This is a genomic window from Thermomicrobium roseum DSM 5159, assembly GCF_000021685.1.
Lineage (GTDB): Bacteria > Chloroflexota > Chloroflexia > Thermomicrobiales > Thermomicrobiaceae > Thermomicrobium > Thermomicrobium roseum.
Genome location: NC_011959.1, coordinates 988,478 through 1,004,457 on the forward strand (window position 1 = coordinate 988,478; position 15,980 = coordinate 1,004,457).

Annotated in this window: 13 protein-coding genes; 3 read left to right on the plus strand and 10 right to left on the minus strand. The window is 61.7% G+C overall.

Going from position 1 to position 15,980, the window contains the following annotated elements:
- Positions 1 to 4 precede the first annotated feature (4 nt).
- From TRD_RS04710 to TRD_RS04720, 3 genes are all read right to left on the minus strand, one after another.
- The gene (locus tag TRD_RS04710; protein ID WP_015921978.1) at positions 5 to 454 is read right to left on the minus strand and encodes an Hsp20/alpha crystallin family protein; all 450 of its coding nucleotides are present in this window, start codon (positions 452 to 454) and stop codon (positions 5 to 7) included.
- Positions 455 to 587: 133 nt separating this feature from the next.
- Positions 588 to 1,514 carry a decaprenyl-phosphate phosphoribosyltransferase gene (locus TRD_RS04715; protein ID WP_041435975.1) on the minus strand — a complete coding sequence of 309 codons (927 nt, stop codon included), beginning with the start codon at positions 1,512 to 1,514 and terminating at the stop codon, positions 588 to 590.
- Positions 1,515 to 1,521: 7 nt separating this feature from the next.
- Complete coding sequence (locus TRD_RS04720; RefSeq protein ID WP_015921980.1) at positions 1,522 to 3,300, minus strand: putative glycoside hydrolase; 1,779 nt, start codon at positions 3,298 to 3,300, stop codon at positions 1,522 to 1,524.
- Positions 3,301 to 3,534: 234 nt separating this feature from the next.
- Between TRD_RS04720 and TRD_RS04725 the strand changes: the two genes are divergently transcribed.
- On the plus strand, positions 3,535 to 4,539 hold the full coding sequence (locus TRD_RS04725) for a polyprenyl synthetase family protein (RefSeq protein ID WP_015921981.1): 1,005 nt from the start codon (positions 3,535 to 3,537) through the stop codon (positions 4,537 to 4,539).
- Position 4,540: 1 nt separating this feature from the next.
- Here TRD_RS04725 and TRD_RS04730 read toward each other — a convergent pair whose 3' ends face one another.
- Both TRD_RS04730 and TRD_RS04735 read right to left on the minus strand, forming a co-directional pair.
- Entirely contained in the window at positions 4,541 to 5,131 is a 591-nt protein-coding gene (locus TRD_RS04730) for a hypothetical protein (protein ID WP_015921982.1), read from the minus strand.
- 80 nt (positions 5,132 to 5,211) lie between these two features.
- Positions 5,212 to 6,132, minus strand: a complete 921-nt coding sequence (locus TRD_RS04735) for a nucleoside hydrolase (protein ID WP_041436612.1) — start codon at positions 6,130 to 6,132, stop codon at positions 5,212 to 5,214.
- A gap of 82 nt (positions 6,133 to 6,214) precedes the next feature.
- On the opposite strand from TRD_RS04735, the gene TRD_RS04740 reads away from it, so the two are divergent.
- Entirely contained in the window at positions 6,215 to 7,840 is a 1,626-nt protein-coding gene (locus TRD_RS04740) for a TolB family protein (protein ID WP_015921984.1), read from the plus strand.
- A 9-nt stretch (positions 7,841 to 7,849) separates the two neighbouring features.
- On the opposite strand, the gene TRD_RS04745 is transcribed toward TRD_RS04740, so the two are convergent.
- The 3 genes from TRD_RS04745 to lspA are packed head-to-tail and all read right to left on the minus strand — an operon-like array spanning position 7,850 to position 10,616.
- On the minus strand, positions 7,850 to 9,160 hold the full coding sequence (locus TRD_RS04745; RefSeq protein ID WP_015921985.1) for a glycerate kinase type-2 family protein: 1,311 nt from the start codon (positions 9,158 to 9,160) through the stop codon (positions 7,850 to 7,852).
- Entirely contained in the window at positions 9,142 to 10,110 is a 969-nt protein-coding gene (locus TRD_RS04750) for an RluA family pseudouridine synthase (RefSeq protein ID WP_015921986.1), read from the minus strand. The genes TRD_RS04745 and TRD_RS04750 overlap by 19 nt, the downstream gene beginning before the upstream one ends.
- Entirely contained in the window at positions 10,107 to 10,616 is a 510-nt protein-coding gene (gene lspA / locus TRD_RS04755; RefSeq protein WP_015921987.1) for a signal peptidase II, read from the minus strand. Before lspA ends, TRD_RS04750 begins: the two co-directional genes overlap by 4 nt.
- Before the next feature lie 148 nt (positions 10,617 to 10,764).
- Between lspA and murG the strand changes: the two genes are divergently transcribed.
- Positions 10,765 to 11,925, plus strand: a complete 1,161-nt coding sequence (gene murG, locus TRD_RS04760; protein WP_226980722.1) for an undecaprenyldiphospho-muramoylpentapeptide beta-N-acetylglucosaminyltransferase — start codon at positions 10,765 to 10,767, stop codon at positions 11,923 to 11,925.
- Here the strand turns inward: murG and radA are convergent.
- Complete coding sequence (radA, locus tag TRD_RS04765; protein WP_015921988.1) at positions 11,861 to 13,273, minus strand: DNA repair protein RadA; 1,413 nt, start codon at positions 13,271 to 13,273, stop codon at positions 11,861 to 11,863. The two genes, murG and radA, sit on opposite strands and share 65 nt — an antisense overlap.
- 103 nt (positions 13,274 to 13,376) lie before the next feature.
- On the minus strand, positions 13,377 to 15,830 hold the full coding sequence (locus TRD_RS04770; RefSeq protein WP_015921989.1) for an ATP-dependent Clp protease ATP-binding subunit: 2,454 nt from the start codon (positions 15,828 to 15,830) through the stop codon (positions 13,377 to 13,379).
- Positions 15,831 to 15,980 lie beyond the last annotated feature (150 nt).

The window sequence follows — 15,980 nt, forward strand, 5'->3', positions numbered from 1 at the left end:
TAATTCAGGGTTCAGTCGCGGGTCGGAGCGGGACAGTCCGCGTATGACTGAGCCGCGGCAGGCGAACCTCCAGAAATCCACGCTCGTAGATCGCTTCCACCGCATCGAGGTCAACAGGAAAGGGTAGCAAGACTTCAGCCTCGAAGGGTCCGTACGCGATCCCCATCTCGTGATAGGTCCGCCGCTGTCCTTCCTCGCGCGGCCTGCGGACTCCCGAGATCTGGAGCGTCGAGTCGTTCACGATCACCTCGATCTCGTCTTCGCGCAGGCCAGCGAGTTCCGCCCGGACGACCAAACCCCGCTCGTCTTCATAGACTTCGAGCGGCGGACGCCAAGGGCGCGCCGCCATCCGCAGGAGCGGCGAGAAACCGACGTACCACGTCTGGAAAGCTTCCACGATCTCTTGCCGGATCCGGTCACGCTCCTGACGCGTGCCACGCCGCACGATCAGCATGCTTCGATGCCCCCTTCATTGCCTCGCGCCGCTCCCGGATCACGGCGCTCTCTCGATCCGGCCAACTCCGCTTGGCAGTATACCACCACCCGGTATCGCTTGCCAACGATCAGCGCAATTACCTTGCCACACATCATAGCAGGTTCACCAGTTCTGGCCCATAGAGCAGAGCGAGCACCGCCAACCCCCAGCCCACGATGGCGAGGAGCAGCGGACGATCATCCAGGAGCACCTGCTCGGGCATCCCGCCTAAATCGCGACGGTAAACGAGGTAAAGATAGCGAAAAATACCGTAAAGAACGAACGGAATGGTCACCATCATCACGTGCCCGTCCGGAAGATTCGGCGCCGAGAAGGTGTAGAGCGCATATGCCATGATGGTGGACGTCGCAGTGATCTGCAGAAGCGCATCCAACAACGGGACCGGGTAATCGTCCAGCGTACGCCGATGGATTCCCGCTGCCTCCTCGAGCAGCACCGCCTCGTGACGCCGCTTCGCGACGGCGAGAAACAGCGCCAAAAGAATCGTGCACACGTACAACCACGGCGAAAGCGGAACATGGACCGCAGCCGCCCCACCCCAGATCCGGAGGACGAAGCCTCCCGCGATCGCCAGCACATCGACCAGGACGACATGCTTGAGCACGAGGCTATACGCTGCCATCAGGAGTACGTACGCACTGACCGCCAGGAGCGCTGATCCCCCAACAACGACCGCTGCGCTGACAGCCAAAAGGAGCAAGCCGACGATGGCACCCCACACCTGCCAACCGTGTAGTCGCCCCGCAGCAACCGGCCGATAACGCTTCAGTGGATGGCCACGGTCGGCCTCGGCATCGCGCCAATCATTGAAAAAATAGACCGCGCTCCCTGCCGCACTGAACGCGACGACGGCAAGAAGGCCACGGCCGATTTGCACCGGATCCAGCAGTTCACGCCCGAAGATGAGCGGGGCCAAGACGACGGCATTCTTCAACCATTGCCGGGGACGCGCAGTGACCATGAGGTCACGCAGAACCGATAGTGTCGCATGAACCGAATCTCCTGACGACCACGCCATCGGTCGTTCATCCACTCGTCTCGAGCGCCGCTTCCTGGTAGACACTGTCTGCGTTCCACAACATCCACGAACTGAGCCCAGCATCGTACACCGCTCGAATTTGGGCACGTACCTCATCCGGTCCGTATGGTTTGCCACGTCCGTACGAAAAATCTTGCAACCACGGTCGGAACTTGGCACGAGCCTCTGGAACGCGCTTCAGCCCATTCTCGAGACTGTACCGCATCACTTCGTACGGATGGTCATTCGGCAACTCGTATCCGAGCGATCCGCTCCAGAAGTGCGAGGGATAGAGCATCGGGCAAACGTAATCGACCACCCCGGCCACCGCTTCCAGATTTTGTCCGATACCACTGTCACCCAGTTCCCACATCGTCAGTCCGAAAATGTCTGCGGCGAGATACGCCGGCGTCGGCAAGAGCGCTTCGTGCGCGCTCCGCAAGAATGCACCGATCGCTGCCGTCCGGTTCTCCGCAGTGTGGGCAACACCGTAATCGGCCTTCTGCAAGGGACCGTCCGTTGGGAAGCGGATGTAGTCGAGCTGGATCTCGTCGAACCCCATCGCTGCTGCCTCGACCGCGAGCGCGATGTTGTAGTTCCACACTTCCTGGCGATACGCATTGACCCATGCCAAGCCGTTCCAGGTCCGCCAAGCCTGCCCGGTCGTCTGGTCCTTGATTGCCCATTCCGGCCGAGCCTCAGCCAGGATCGGATCCTCGAAAACGACGATCCGAGCGATGGTGTAGATTCCGCGCGCCTTCAAGTCCTTGACCAGCTTCGCCGGATCCAGGATCGGACGCACCGCACCGATGTCGCGAGCCAGCTCGACGCGCGTGTCATAATAAACCTGTCCCGTACTATCCTTGAGATCGATGACGACCGCGTTCAACTCGGTTCGATCGACGAGCTGAAGCCGTTTCTCGAGCGACTCCGGTTTTGCAGCGACCAGAGCATTGATGTAGATAGCGCGGATCACGATTGGCTCCAGCGAAACGTCGAGTCGAAAGTTTTCCGGAACGGTCAAGACGGCGGCACGAAAACCAGGAGCTTTGACGAAGACTTGGTCACCAACAGAAACCCCTTTCAATCGGAAGGATCCATCCTCGCCCGTCTCGACCCATCCCCGCGCCGCTGCGACCAGCGCCCGTACCGGCCGGCCAGTTGTGTCCCGCACGATGCCGAGCACCACATCCGGTCGCAAGACGGCATCCAAGCGTGTCTGGTCGTTCGCGAGCATGACGACCATTGGCGCATAGTCCGGATGCTCGATGCGGATCTCGGCCCCCTCGGGAACGCCACGCAAGAGATACTGTCCGCGAGTATCCGATTCCGCAGTCACGATCGTCGCCCCGGCCTTCACTGCTCGGACGGTGGCACCCGCGATCGGTGCCCCGTCACCGCTCCGCGTCACCGATCCTGTAACGACATTAGGCCGCAGCTCGATGCGGACACGTCGCACGCGCTCTTGGTCCAGCTTCAGGAGAACCGCATCGTGGTCCGGTGCACTGACTCGGATTGTCTCCTGTGCCCGTACCGAGAGCCGAGCACGCCCAGTACGATCCGTTTGCAACGCAGCACCGTCAGTTTCGATGACCGCCCCCGCGATCGGCGTACCAGTTACCCGATCCACCACGACCACTTCTGTTCGATCATCGCGAAACCACAAGACATAGGCAGCCGTGAGCACCGAGAGAACGAGCGGGATCAGGAGTCCCGCCAAGCTCACCGGCCAGGGAAGACGGCGCTCGAGCCGTCGTGGACGAACCCGTGTTCGGCTCGGAAACACGCTCCCAGCTCCGTTCTCCGCCCCATCCCGCACGCTGCTTTCTGTTGCGGCGCAGTATGCCACAGGTCCAGCAGCGGATCGTGACCGTGCGATCGCTCTTCTCGAAGGGTTCCCCGCATCCTCGGTTACGCCGGCATGACTGCATCAGGATTTCAGGAGATTCTTTTGCCGCTTTCCTGGTACCCAGCCTTTGAGACATACTAGCAGTAGCTGCCGTCCTCGGGCAGCTGCTGCATGGGACAAGAATTTGGGGGACCGTTGGACTTCGCCACAGTCTTGCACCGCATGCGACCTGACCTTCAGCGCGTCGAAGACCGCCTGCTGGAAGAGACGGCGCTCGAGTTCCCGTTGATCGGCGACATTCTTCGAACGCTCATCCTGGCTGGCGGCAAACGCCTGCGCCCACTGCTCCTTCTGTTAGCTGCCAAACCGTTCCGTTACGATCTCGATCGACTGGTTCCCGCAGCGGCTGGTATCGAACTCTTGCATACCGCCTCGCTCATCCATGACGATTCTCTCGACGGCGCTTCGGTTCGACGTGGTCAGCCTACCCTCAACGCCCTCTTCGATCCTTCGGTCGTCATCATGGTCGGTGATTACATGTTCGCGCGCTCGGCCATGCTCGCGGCTTCGACAATGAATCCCCGCGTTCTTGCAGTTTTCGCTCACTGTCTGGGCAGCATCTGTGATGGACAATTGCGCGAACTCTTCGCGGCCCGGCGCACCGATGTCTCGCTGGACGACTACCAGCATCGGATCTACGGAAAGACCGCATCGCTGTTCGCTGGCTCAGCCGAGATCGGGGCCATTCTGGCAGAGGCTCCGGACGACCAGATCGAGCTTCTCCGCGACTTCGGTGGGGCCATGGGAATGGCGTTTCAGATCGTGGATGATGTCCTCGATTTCCGTGCCACTGAAAACGAGATCGGGAAACCTGCTGGGCAAGATCTCCGCCAGGGTACAGTTACTCTTCCGATTCTCCTGTTCTTCCAAAATGGGAAGGCGACGAGCGAAGAACGCGCCTTCGTCGAACAAGTCATTGCCGAGGGCGCGCCGGACGACGACGCGTTGGCGAGAGCGCTCCAGTTGATCCGCACGTCCGGCGCTCTGGAAGAAGCACTAGACTACGCTCGACGGTACGTGGAAGACGCCAAGGCTCTGCTCGCCGGTCTTCCACCCACCGAGGGCCGGGATATGCTCGCTGCGGTCGCCGATCACGCACTCGCTCGCCGGCTCTAGCTCAGAGCGCGATCAGGCTTCGCTCGTACATCCGTTCGAAGAGTCGCTCCCAATAGCGCTCGCCAGGAGCCACACGCTCGATCTCGAACGCGAGCTCGTGCGGCTGTGCCGGCGTGATCAGGATCGTCGAAAGGCGATGCTGGTAACGTCGCTCGACTGCTTGATCCAAGAAGACCAACTCGTGTCGATGTTGCGGGAGAACCCCAGCGACGATCAAAAGATCCGAAACCATCATCTTGGCGAGATTGTCGCGCGAGACGCGTGTCGCGATGTCGTACTCCTGGCGAACACGCCCTTGCAGTACTTGACGTTGCGCAGCCAAGGACTGGAGTTCGACCTCGACCATGTATGCGTTCAGCGCGAAGTCCCGCCAGGGAACGAAGTAATACGTGTACAAAAGCTGGTAATCGGCGAGCCGTCCCAAGATAAAGGCCGTGATGCGCGCACCGCGCTGTCCACGAGCGTTGAAGATGAACCATCCATGCCCTGCTCGAAGGTGCTGATCAAGGGCTTCAAAGAATTGCGTTAGTCGGCTCAGAAGATCCATGTCTTGCAGTGACGGCTGCTCCCGCGGTAGCGTCTCACCGCTCACGGCTCTCGCCTCCAGTCGCCGGGCTCTCGCCCGGTTCGCTTCCTGATACGCCTATTATGGCGCATCAGATGATGGCCACGTCACCCCCCTTTTCCAACGAGACCGAGCGCCCGCTCCAAGAAGGCTTGCGCGCCGTCGCTGTTCACCCGGTGCGCAACCCGCGCTCGTCCATCGGGATCGCTCTGGTAAACCGTTTTCCCCGCCACCTCGTCGGTCTCCGTCCGGACGATGACGTGCCCGGGCGCCCAGTCGATGAACTCTTCCCGCACAGCAGCCACGACCGCCAGAGGATCATGCAGCGCAAACGACGTCAGCCCACGTTGCTCGAATGCCCACCGGCCAACTTCGCGAGCGAGTATCGATCGCGGATCGGTGGCGTTCCCCAATCGCTCCCACCGGGAGCGTTCGAGCCGAACCAACTCGGTGACATCCAAGCCCACCCATCGAATCCGGAAGCCCGCCTGAGCCACCAGCGACGCCGCTTCCGGATCGCTCCAGACGTTGAATTCGGCAGCCGGCGTCACGTTCCCCGCCACAGCGAAGGCGCCGCCCATCACGATCACTCGATCGATCAAAAAGGGAAGGTCCGGTTCGAGCCGCAGTGCGATGGCGAGGTTCGTCAACGGAGCGAGACAAACCAGGCAAAGTTTTCCAGCATAGCGGCGTGCAGCTCGCACGATGACTTCCGGCGCACTCGTGTCGAGTATCGGTCCACCCCGCTCCACTGGCAGCACCGCACCACCCAGACCGTCTGGACTATGATAGGCGCGCGCATCTCGATGTTTACGGAGAAGTGGACTGGCTGCACCTTTCGCAACCGGAATCGAGCGCGCCCCCAGCCAATCGAGGACGAGGCGCGTGTTCCGCGTCGCTTGCCCGACATCAACGTTTCCAGCTACTGTGGTCACCGCGATCAGGCGCAGTTCCGGCTGCGCAAGCGCCACCGCGAGTGCCAGCGCATCATCGACTCCGGTATCGACATCCACGATGACGGGCTGCATCGTCTTCACCTTTCGGCTCGATTGCGATCGATCTCTCCGAGCTAGGTATACTCGCCGCGGTCGAAAGATGGAGGAGCCTGGCGTGCAGGTCATCCGACGCACCCGATCGGCGCGGCGCTTCAACGCCTTCCTACTGGCTTGCGCACTGTTCGTGGGGTCGATGGCTGTCTCGGTCCCGTCTCTGCAGGCACAAGTGACCGACTATCGCTTGGAACTCGCGACGACATCCTCGCTCGGCATCGGGCTCAGCCACCTCGATGCCTCCGCGACAGTGTTAGTCTGGGAAGATCGGCGTGCCGGCAACGCGGACGTGTACGCGCTGGATCTCGAGGATAACCGGGAGTTTCGACCCGACCGCACTCCGGGCGTTCGCTCCCAGCCCGCGATCAGCGGCACGCGCATCGTCTGGGTAAGCGGTGCAGATCCTGCCAAGGCGCAAATCGCCGGAACGGACATCGCCACGGGGATCACTTTCACGGTTACCGACGACCCGGGTCCTGTGGAGCAGCCAGCGATCGACGGGACGCTCGTCGCTTGGCGAGAGGTCCGGGGTGACCGTGGTGATATCCGCGCCAAGGATCTGACGACCGGCGAAACGTTCACCATCACTGCCGACGATGCCAATCAGAGCGCGCCGCGCGTCCTGGGGGACACGATCGTCTGGCAGGACTTTCGCAACGGGAACTGGGACCTCTATCAGTGGAACCGCACCACCAGAGCCGTTACGTCACTCGCCGTAACTCCCGACGACGAAGTCGATCCAGTATTGAACCAGCAATTCATTGCCTTCCGACGTCTCCGGCGGAGCGGTGGCCCGCCACAACTGGTCCTTCTCGATCGACGGACAGGATCCGAAACGCTGGTCAGCGAAGGTCATCACATCGGTCGTCTCGCCATGAGTGATCGCTTTTTAATATGGGAAGATTGGCGTTCTGGCGTGCCAGAAATCTACGGCTTCGATCTCGAGCAGCGGACCGAGTTCGCACTCGCGCGGTCGCAGCGAACGGTCTGGCCAGCAGTTTCCACTCGTGCTATCGCATGGATCACCGAGCTGCCCGGTGGGCGTGGCCGCGTCCAAGCATTGGCGATTCGGCCACGCCTTCCCTCGGATCCGCAAGATCCGCCTGCGGTGCTCTCAGCCGATCGTCTCTACTTTCCCCAAACAAAGCACTACCTCAGTGGTGGCTTCAAACGGTTTTGGCAGACTCACGGTGGTGAGCGTATTTTCGGGTATCCACTGACTGAGGAGTTCTCCGTGACCGATCCATCCACCGGGGAACAAATCGTGGTTCAGTACTTCGAGCGCGTTCGTCTGGAGTATCGTCCGAACGCCCCGGAGGACCAGCGCATCGCGATCGGCCGGTTGGGCGTAGAACTCACCGCTGATCGAGCATTCGCGCCGGTGGCCCCCTTCCCCGACAGCACCGACCGACGCTACTTTCCAGAAACCGGGCACTCCATCGCGTACGGCTTCAAGGAGTTTTGGGAGAAGAATGGTGGACTCGCCATCTTCGGCTACCCGATCAGCGAAGAGTTCACCGAAAACGGTCGCACTGTCCAATATTTCGAGCGAGCTCGTTTCGAGTACAATCCCAACGCCACTGACGAGGAATCGCGCATAACGCTGGGTCTCCTCGGGCGCGAAGCCCTCCAACGGATGGGATGGCTGCCGCGTCCACCCATCGATACCACCATGCTCACACGGTGACCAAAACGCTCACTCGACAATCGCGAGGTAGAGATCGTTCACGTTCGTGCCAGTCAGACCGGTACGTACGAGGGCATCGACCCGGTCCAGCACCGTCGCCGAGTCGTTTTCACTCAGCGCGCGTCCCGCGTCGATACCCTGCGCTCGCAACGCTGCCACAGTCGTCGCGTCGACCACCGCTCCCGCAGCTCCACTCGTGCCGTCATCCCCGTCGGAAGCAAAGCTCGCGATCGTGATTCCAGGAGCATCCTCGAGCGACATTGCTGCGGCCAGCGCCATCTCGGTGTTCCGCCCCCCTCGCCCACCTCCGCGAACCGTCACAGTGAGCTCACCCCCGGCTACCAGTGCGACCGGAGGTGCCCAAGGTTGCCGATCGCTACGCACCGAGCGGGCAAGTGCCGCCCAAAAACGACCGAACTCCCGAGCTTCACCTGTATAGCGCGTGCCGCAGATGACGGAGGGTAACCCCCAGGCCTGACAAGCCTCGGCAGCAGCTCGTACGAGAACCGTGACATCGGCCAGAATGACCGTCTGCAGGACGTTCGCGAGCACAACCCGTTCTGACTCGGGTTCGCTCAAAATCGCTCGCACCCGCTCCGGTAGTCGGGCCCAGACACCGAGCCGCTGCACAGCGCCGACGACATCCTCGAAAATGGTCGTTGGTTCCACGGTCGGTCCGCTCGCGATAACCGGGAGCGGATTTCCCAAAACATCCGAAACGATCAAATTGACGACTCGGGCTGGTGCGGCGGCCCGCGCCAGACCTCCCCCTTTGATCGCACTGAGACGTCGCCGCACCGCATTCAGTAACCAGATATCGGCTCCTGCCCGCAGCAGCTCGTCTGTGGTCAGCACGAGGTCATCGAGTGTCAAACAATCGCGCGGCACTTCGGCCAAGGCAGAGCCACCACCAGAAAGAAGCACGAGGACGAGATCAGTGGAATGCAGTCCGCGAACCGCATCGAGCAAGGCCTGCCCAGCTTCCAGACTGCGTGCATCGGGCACCGGGTGCGCACCCGGTATGACTCGACACCCCGCGAACGCACGGTCGCTCCAGCCATCGGCTTTCGGGACGACCACGCAGCGTGTGACTCGCCCCCCTAACACCGCCAGCGCTCCACGGGCCATCGAGGCAGCCGCCTTGCCGACCGCAATGACCACTAGTTGACTCGTCGGCTCCAACCGATGCGGAACGCCCCGTACGACGAGGAACCGTTCAGTCAATTGCAGCGCCTCGCGAACCGAGCGTTCGGGATCGACTGCGCTCAGCGCCTGTTGAAAAACCTTCTCGGCAAACGCTTTCAATCTCGGACCGGGCATCGCGCCTGCTCCTGCTCGCAATGACGCAGCGCCTCGAGAACAGTCCGCAGATCGTACGGAAGCGGTGTCTCGAGCTCGATCGCTTGACCGGTCGTCGGATGCACGAAACGCAGGTATCGCGCATGCAGAAACTGCCGCGGTACCGGAACACAGAAAGGCCGGTGGCCACCGTACTGCGAGTCCCCAACGACCGGATGCCCGATGAACGCGCAATGCACGCGGATCTGATGTGTCCGACCGGTCTCGATCGTCACGTCGAGGAGTGTCGCGCAGCGGAAGCGTTCCAACACGCGAAAATGCGTGATCGCTGGGCGTCCCCAGGATACCACTGCCATTTTGGTCCGCTCGACCGGATCACGACTGATCGGGGCATCGATCGTACCCGAATCCGGCTCGACCACACCATGGACCAGAGCCGTGTATTTCTTGACCACGCTCCGGCTCTGCCACTGCTCGAGCAGCGCCAGGCGAGCCGCTTCCGTCTTTGCCACGACGAGCAGCCCCGAGGTGTCCTTGTCCAATCGGTGCACGATGCCAGGACGATGACTCGGCTGCACCTGAAGATCCGGCCTGATCGCCTTCAAAGCGTTCACCAGCGTCCCGTGCTCGTGACCAGGAGCCGGATGAGTCACGATCCCCGGCGGCTTGTCGAAGACGATGATATCGTCATCTTCATAAATGACTGGAATAGGCAAGAACTCCGGTTCCAAATCGGTCGGTGGTTCTACCGGCGGAAGATAGACCTCCAGACGATCACCATATCGGACACGTTGCGCCGGCTTGCAGGGCTCACCATTGACGAGGATCGCGCCGCGCTTCATCAGTTGTTGTACGAAACTACGACTCATACCGGTCACGCGACTGGCGATCAACTTGTCCAGTCGCTCGCCATGTTCCCGCTCGGAGATTTGGAGAACGAGTCGAATGGCTTCGCGTGATCCAACCGTCATCGAATCTGCTGCTCCGCGTCGATCCTCTCTGCTTCCCTTGCTCTCGGCGACTCCAGTTGCCCTTGGCGCAGGAGCACGTACAGCAGCATGAGAACGCCGATCGTGATCGCACTATCAGCCAAGTTGAACGTCGGCCAAAACGAGAAATCGATGAAATCGACGACGAAACCATGACGAAACCGGTCGATCAAATTGCCCACCGCCCCGCCTAACTGTAACCCCAGAGCCAGTGCACCGAGCCAGAACCGCACCAGTTCCCGAAACCAGACGACGAGCGCAACGACGACACCGAAAGCGAGAAAAGCGAGCAATGGGTTCTTCCCCTGAAAGAGTCCAAACGCTGCTCCGGTGTTTTCAACATAATAAAGCCGCAGGAATCCAGGGACGATCACGACCTCCGCATGAGGTGCACCAGGAGCCAAAAAGGTGAGCACGAGCGCCTTGCTCAGCTGATCAACGACCAGAACGATCGCCGCCACACAGGCGACGATTTCCCATCCACGCACTGGCACAGCTCCTTCCGGCAGAGCCCGTTCAGCTCCGGCTCATGCCCTCGTGTGTCTTTGGAATTCTACCCTCAGCTCGGCCGCTGTTCGCCTGTCCGTCGACGCAGGACACGCGGTACCATCGCAGACCAGGATGATGGGAGGGACCGTGCGCACACCATTGCGTATCGCGATCGGCGGAGGCGGCACTGGAGGCCACACGTTTCCGGCCTTGGCAACCCTCGATGCGCTCGCCAGGCTCACCGAGCTCGACATCCTCTGGATCGGATCGCGGCGAGGAACCGAACGACAAGTCGCGCGCGAGCGGGGACTCCGCTACCGGTGGATCCCGACGGGCAAATTGCGCCGCGAGTTGACACCCCGAACACTCGTGGATCTCGCGCTGATTCCACTCGGCGTCGCGGGAGCCTACTATACGATGAGAACCTTTCGTCCCGACATCGTCTTCGCCACCGGTGGATACGTCAGCGTCCCTGTCGTGATCGGAGCCTGGCTCGCCCGTCTCCCGATCGTCATCCACGAGCAAACCGCGGTGGCCGGACTGGCGACACGAATCGCCGCCCCCTTCGCTGACGTCGTCGCGATCTCCTGGGAAAGCACGCGTGCTCACCTGCGAGCGCGAACCATCGTGCATACGGGATTACCCATTCGCCGCGACCTTCTCGGCGGGGATGCAGACCGCGCACGCCGGCACCTGGGCCTCACCGACGATCTTCCGATCGTCTACATCACCGGCGGAGCACTCGGCGCTCACGCGATCAACGAAACGGTTCGTCAGTCCCTTCCCCAACTGCTAGCCCGGACGCAGCTCGTTCATCAGTGTGGGCCAGCGAGTGTCAATGGTGACCTACCACGCTTGCAGCAGGCCCGCGCCCAGCTTCCGGAGTATCTCCAACGGCGCTACGTCGTTCGAGAGCGCTTCGATAACGAACTCGCCGACATCTACGCGGCAGCAAACCTGGTGATCGGGCGAGCAGGTGCGAGCACGGTCGCCGAAATCGCAGCGCTCGGCAAACCGGCTCTTTTCATCCCGCTTCCTGGTGCGCGCGGAGACGAGCAAACAGCCAACGCACGCTTGCTGGCCGATCGCGGAGCCGCGATCATCGTACCGCAAGAGGAATTCACCCCATGTCGTCTCGTCGAATTGGTCCGACATCTTCTGGACGACCCCGCGCAGCTCCGGGCGATGGGTGAGCTCGGCCGTTCCTTGGTCATACCCGATGCAGCGGAGCGGCTCGCGATGCTCATTCTTCGCGTCGCACACCGTGAGAGAGTCGATCCTGCACCGCGCGCACAGCTAAAGAACTGACCGCCTGCGCGATCGAACCAACGGCCACGATGCGGAGCCCGCTCACTGGTGACGAAATCCGCGCCGATGCTGGAACATACGCCGAGCGAAATCCCAGGCGAGCTGCCTCCTGGAGCCGTCGCTCGAGTCCATGCACGCTGCGTACTTCTCCCGCCAGCCCGAGTTCACCGATGAAGACGGCATCGTCATCGAGCGGTAAACCGCTCGCCGATGAAGCGATCGCGAGGGCGACACCGAGATCGGCCGCCGGCTCGACCAGCCGATACCCCCCGGTCACATTGACGAAGACGTCCTGCTCACCGAGCTTGAGTCCGGCATGCTTCGACAGCACTGCGACCAGTACTTGTAAGCGTGTCGCATCGAAGCCAGTGGCGATCCGCCGAGGTGTCCCGTATCCCGCGGAACTCGTCAACGCCTGTACCTCGATCAGAATGGGGCGCGTCCCCTCCAGCGTGACCACGACTGCACTCCCTGCGGCATGCGACGCCCGCTCCGCAAGGAAGAGCGCCGAGGGATTGCTCACGTCGAGGAGTCCGCTATCCGTCATTTCGAAAACACCGATTTCGTTGGTCGATCCGAACCGATTCTTGGCTGCACGCAACAGCCGGTGTTGATGGAAGCGCTCTCCCTCGAGGTAGAGAACCACATCGACCATGTGCTCGACGACTCGAGGACCCGCGATCAGACCTTCCTTCGTCACATGCCCGACGAGGAAGACAGGGGTCCTCGCTCGCTTGGCGAACTGCAAGAGTTGTGCCGTGCAGTCGCGAACTTGCGAAACGCTCCCAGGCGACGACTCGCTACTGCTCAAGAAGACTGTCTGGATCGAATCGACGATCAGAATGGCTGGATCGAGCTCTTGCGCGATCTCGATCGCGCGATCGAGCGCGGTCTCCGCCAGAATCAGAACCCCGTCGCTGGTCTTACCGAGTCGGTCTGCCCGCAGTCTGATTTGCTCCGGCGACTCTTCCGCAGCAACATACAGCACCCGCAGTCCCTCACTTGCCAAACGCAGCGCTGCTTGCAAGAGCAGGGTCGACTTGCCGATACCCGGGTCGCCACCGAGCAATACCAGTGCTCCAGGAACCAGGCCGCCGCCGAGGACACGATCGAATTCCGGTGATCGGAGCGAAAGGCGCGTTCGTTCGGCGCTGGTTACACGCGAGAGTTCCTGCACCGGGGCGCCGGTTCCTTTCGCGTCTCCCGTCGCCGGGGTAGCGTCCACCGCTTGCTCGACCATCGTGCCCCATGCACCGCACGACGGACAGCGCCCATAGTAGCCCGAACTTTCCAGCCCACAGGACTGGCACACCCAAACGGTGCGACGGCGTGTTCGACTCCGTGGCACGAATCCTCCTCTCGCACCAAGAACACCCGTTCGAGTGGGAAGTATAAACGAACACGGCACTGGCCGGAACCAGTGCCGTGTCTCGCTGAGAAAACCGTCTCCGTTAAGAGACTGTGCTCAGTGCCTCTGCCGGTTCGATGGTGAGCAAGTCGTCGCGGACATTGATGACGACCGTGCTCCCCGGCTTGAACCGACCAGCGAGGATCGCTTCCGCCAACGGATCCTCGATCAAGTTCTGGATGATCCGCCGCAATGGACGGGCTCCGAACTGCCGGTCGTAGCCGCGCTTCGCCAAAAGATCCTTCGCCGCATCGGTGACTTCGAGACCGATCTGTTGCTCCGCCAGCTGCTTGCGGATCCGCTTGAGTTCCAGATCGACGATCTGTCGGACGTGTTCTGGCGTCAGCGGATGGAAGACGATGACCGCATCGATTCGGTTCAGGAACTCCGGCCGGAAGGTCTGCTTGAGCTGCGAGAGGACTTTGTCCTTCATCGCAGTGTAATCAGCTTGCATCTTCTTGGTCGGATCGTCAGCCACTGCAAAGCCGAGGCTACCTTCGCGCTGGATCAGTTCCGCCCCGATGTTCGACGTCATGATCAAGATGGTGTTCCGGAAGTCGACACGCCGGCCTTTCGCATCCGTCAGGTTCCCATCCTCCATGATCTGGAGGAGGATGTTGAACGCTTCCGGATGCGCTTTCTCGATCTCGTCGAGCAGGATCACCGAGTACGGCTTGCGGCGCACGGCTTCCGTCAGCTGTCCACCTTCCTCGTACCCGATGTAGCCGGGCGGCGCCCCCACCAGACGCGACACCGTGTGCCGCTCCATGAATTCGCTCATGTCGATCTTGATCAGCGCATCCTCACTACCGAACATGAACTCAGCGAGCGCACGCGCCAACAGCGTCTTCCCCACTCCCGTCGGTCCGAGGAAGATGAAGGTCCCGATCGGTCGACGCGGGTCCTTGAGTCCCGCACGAGCACGGCGCACAGCACGAGCGAGCGTCGAAATCGCTTCGTCCTGCCCGATCACACGCTCATGCAGCGCTTCCTCCATATGGAGTAGGCGCTCGCTTTCCTCGGTGTGCAAACGGGTGAGCGGAATACCCGTCCACATCGAGACGACCTGGGCAATATCCTCTTCCGTGACGATCGGCTCTTCCTGGCCTTGTTCTTCGCGCCAATGCTGCTCCAGCTCGTGGATACGATGCACCAACTGTCGCTCGCGCTCGCGCAACTCGGCAGCCAACTCGAACTCCTGGCTGGCCACCGCGGCATCCAGTTCGCGCCGCAGCGACTCCAGCCCGCGACGAGCCTCCTTGAGCGACGGTGGTGAGGCAGAACGGTACATCCGGACACGCGATGCAGCCTCATCGACCAGGTCGATCGCCTTGTCAGGCAAGAACCGATCGGTCACGTAACGTGCTGCCAACACAGCGGCCGCGTGAAGCGCCTCATCCGAAATCTTGAGCTTGTGATGCTCCTCGTACCGCTCACGGATCCCCTTCAGGATCTCGATCGTTTCCTCGACAGTCGGCTCGTTCACGATGACGGGTTGGAATCGCCGCTCCAATGCTGCATCTCGCTCGATGTACTTCCGATACTCGTCGAGCGTCGTGGCACCGATCGTTTGCACCTCACCGCGCGACAAGGCGGGCTTCAAGATGTTCGCCGCATCGACTGCTCCCTCGGCCGCCCCGGCACCGACCAACGTGTGGAGTTCGTCGATGAACAGGATCGTCCCAGACTCCTTGACCTCCGCGACGATCTTCTTCAGCCGCTCTTCGAACTCGCCTCGATACTTGGTTCCAGCGACCAAGGCACCGATATCCAGGGCGACCAGGCGCTTGCCCTGCAGTGGCTCCGGCACGTCACCGGCAACGATCCGCTGCGCCAGCCCCTCCACGATCGCGGTCTTACCGACCCCTGGCTCACCGATCAAGGCTGGGTTGTTCTTCGTCCGGCGCGAGAGGATCTGCATCACTCGTTCGATTTCGTTGTGCCGACCGATGACTGGATCGAGCTTCCCGAGCCGAGCTGCCTCGGTGAGGTCGAACCCGAGCGCATCGAGGTACGGCGTCTTGGTCTGCTGCGCACGCTGCTGGTAGGCGGTCCCTTGGGCGAGCACCTGTAGGACCTGCTGGCGAACCTTTTCCAGGTTCACGCCGAGGCTCTCCAGCACGCCCGCAGCGATACCCTCACCCTCGCGAACGAGCCCGAGCAACAGATGCTCCGTTCCGATGTAGTGGTGCCCGAGTCGGCGCGCTTCATCCACGGCATACTCGATCACCTTGCGAGCGCGCGGGGTCAGCCCGATCTCACCGACGACCGTGCTTTCCCCTCGCCCGATGATGAACTCGACGGCACTACGCACCTTGGGCAGCTGCACGCCCATGCTCTGGAGCACGCGTGCCGCCACACCTTCCCCCTCGCGCACGAGACCGAGGAGCAGGTGCTCGGTGCCGATGTAGTTGTGATTGAAGCGTCGCGCTTCCTCTTGGGCCAGCGCGAGCACTTTCCGGGCTCGTTCCGTGAACTTCTCGAACTTGTCCGCCATAGCACACACTCCCGGGCGAATGCCCGTACTCTCTCATGGGATGTCGGCAAGAAAGCCGGTGCGCGAAAGCTCCGCGGCTCGTCGATTCCTGCGTCTCACCTCCTGCACCGATCAAGTTTACCTAGCTCAGGCGCCGCGTACCAACGCCTG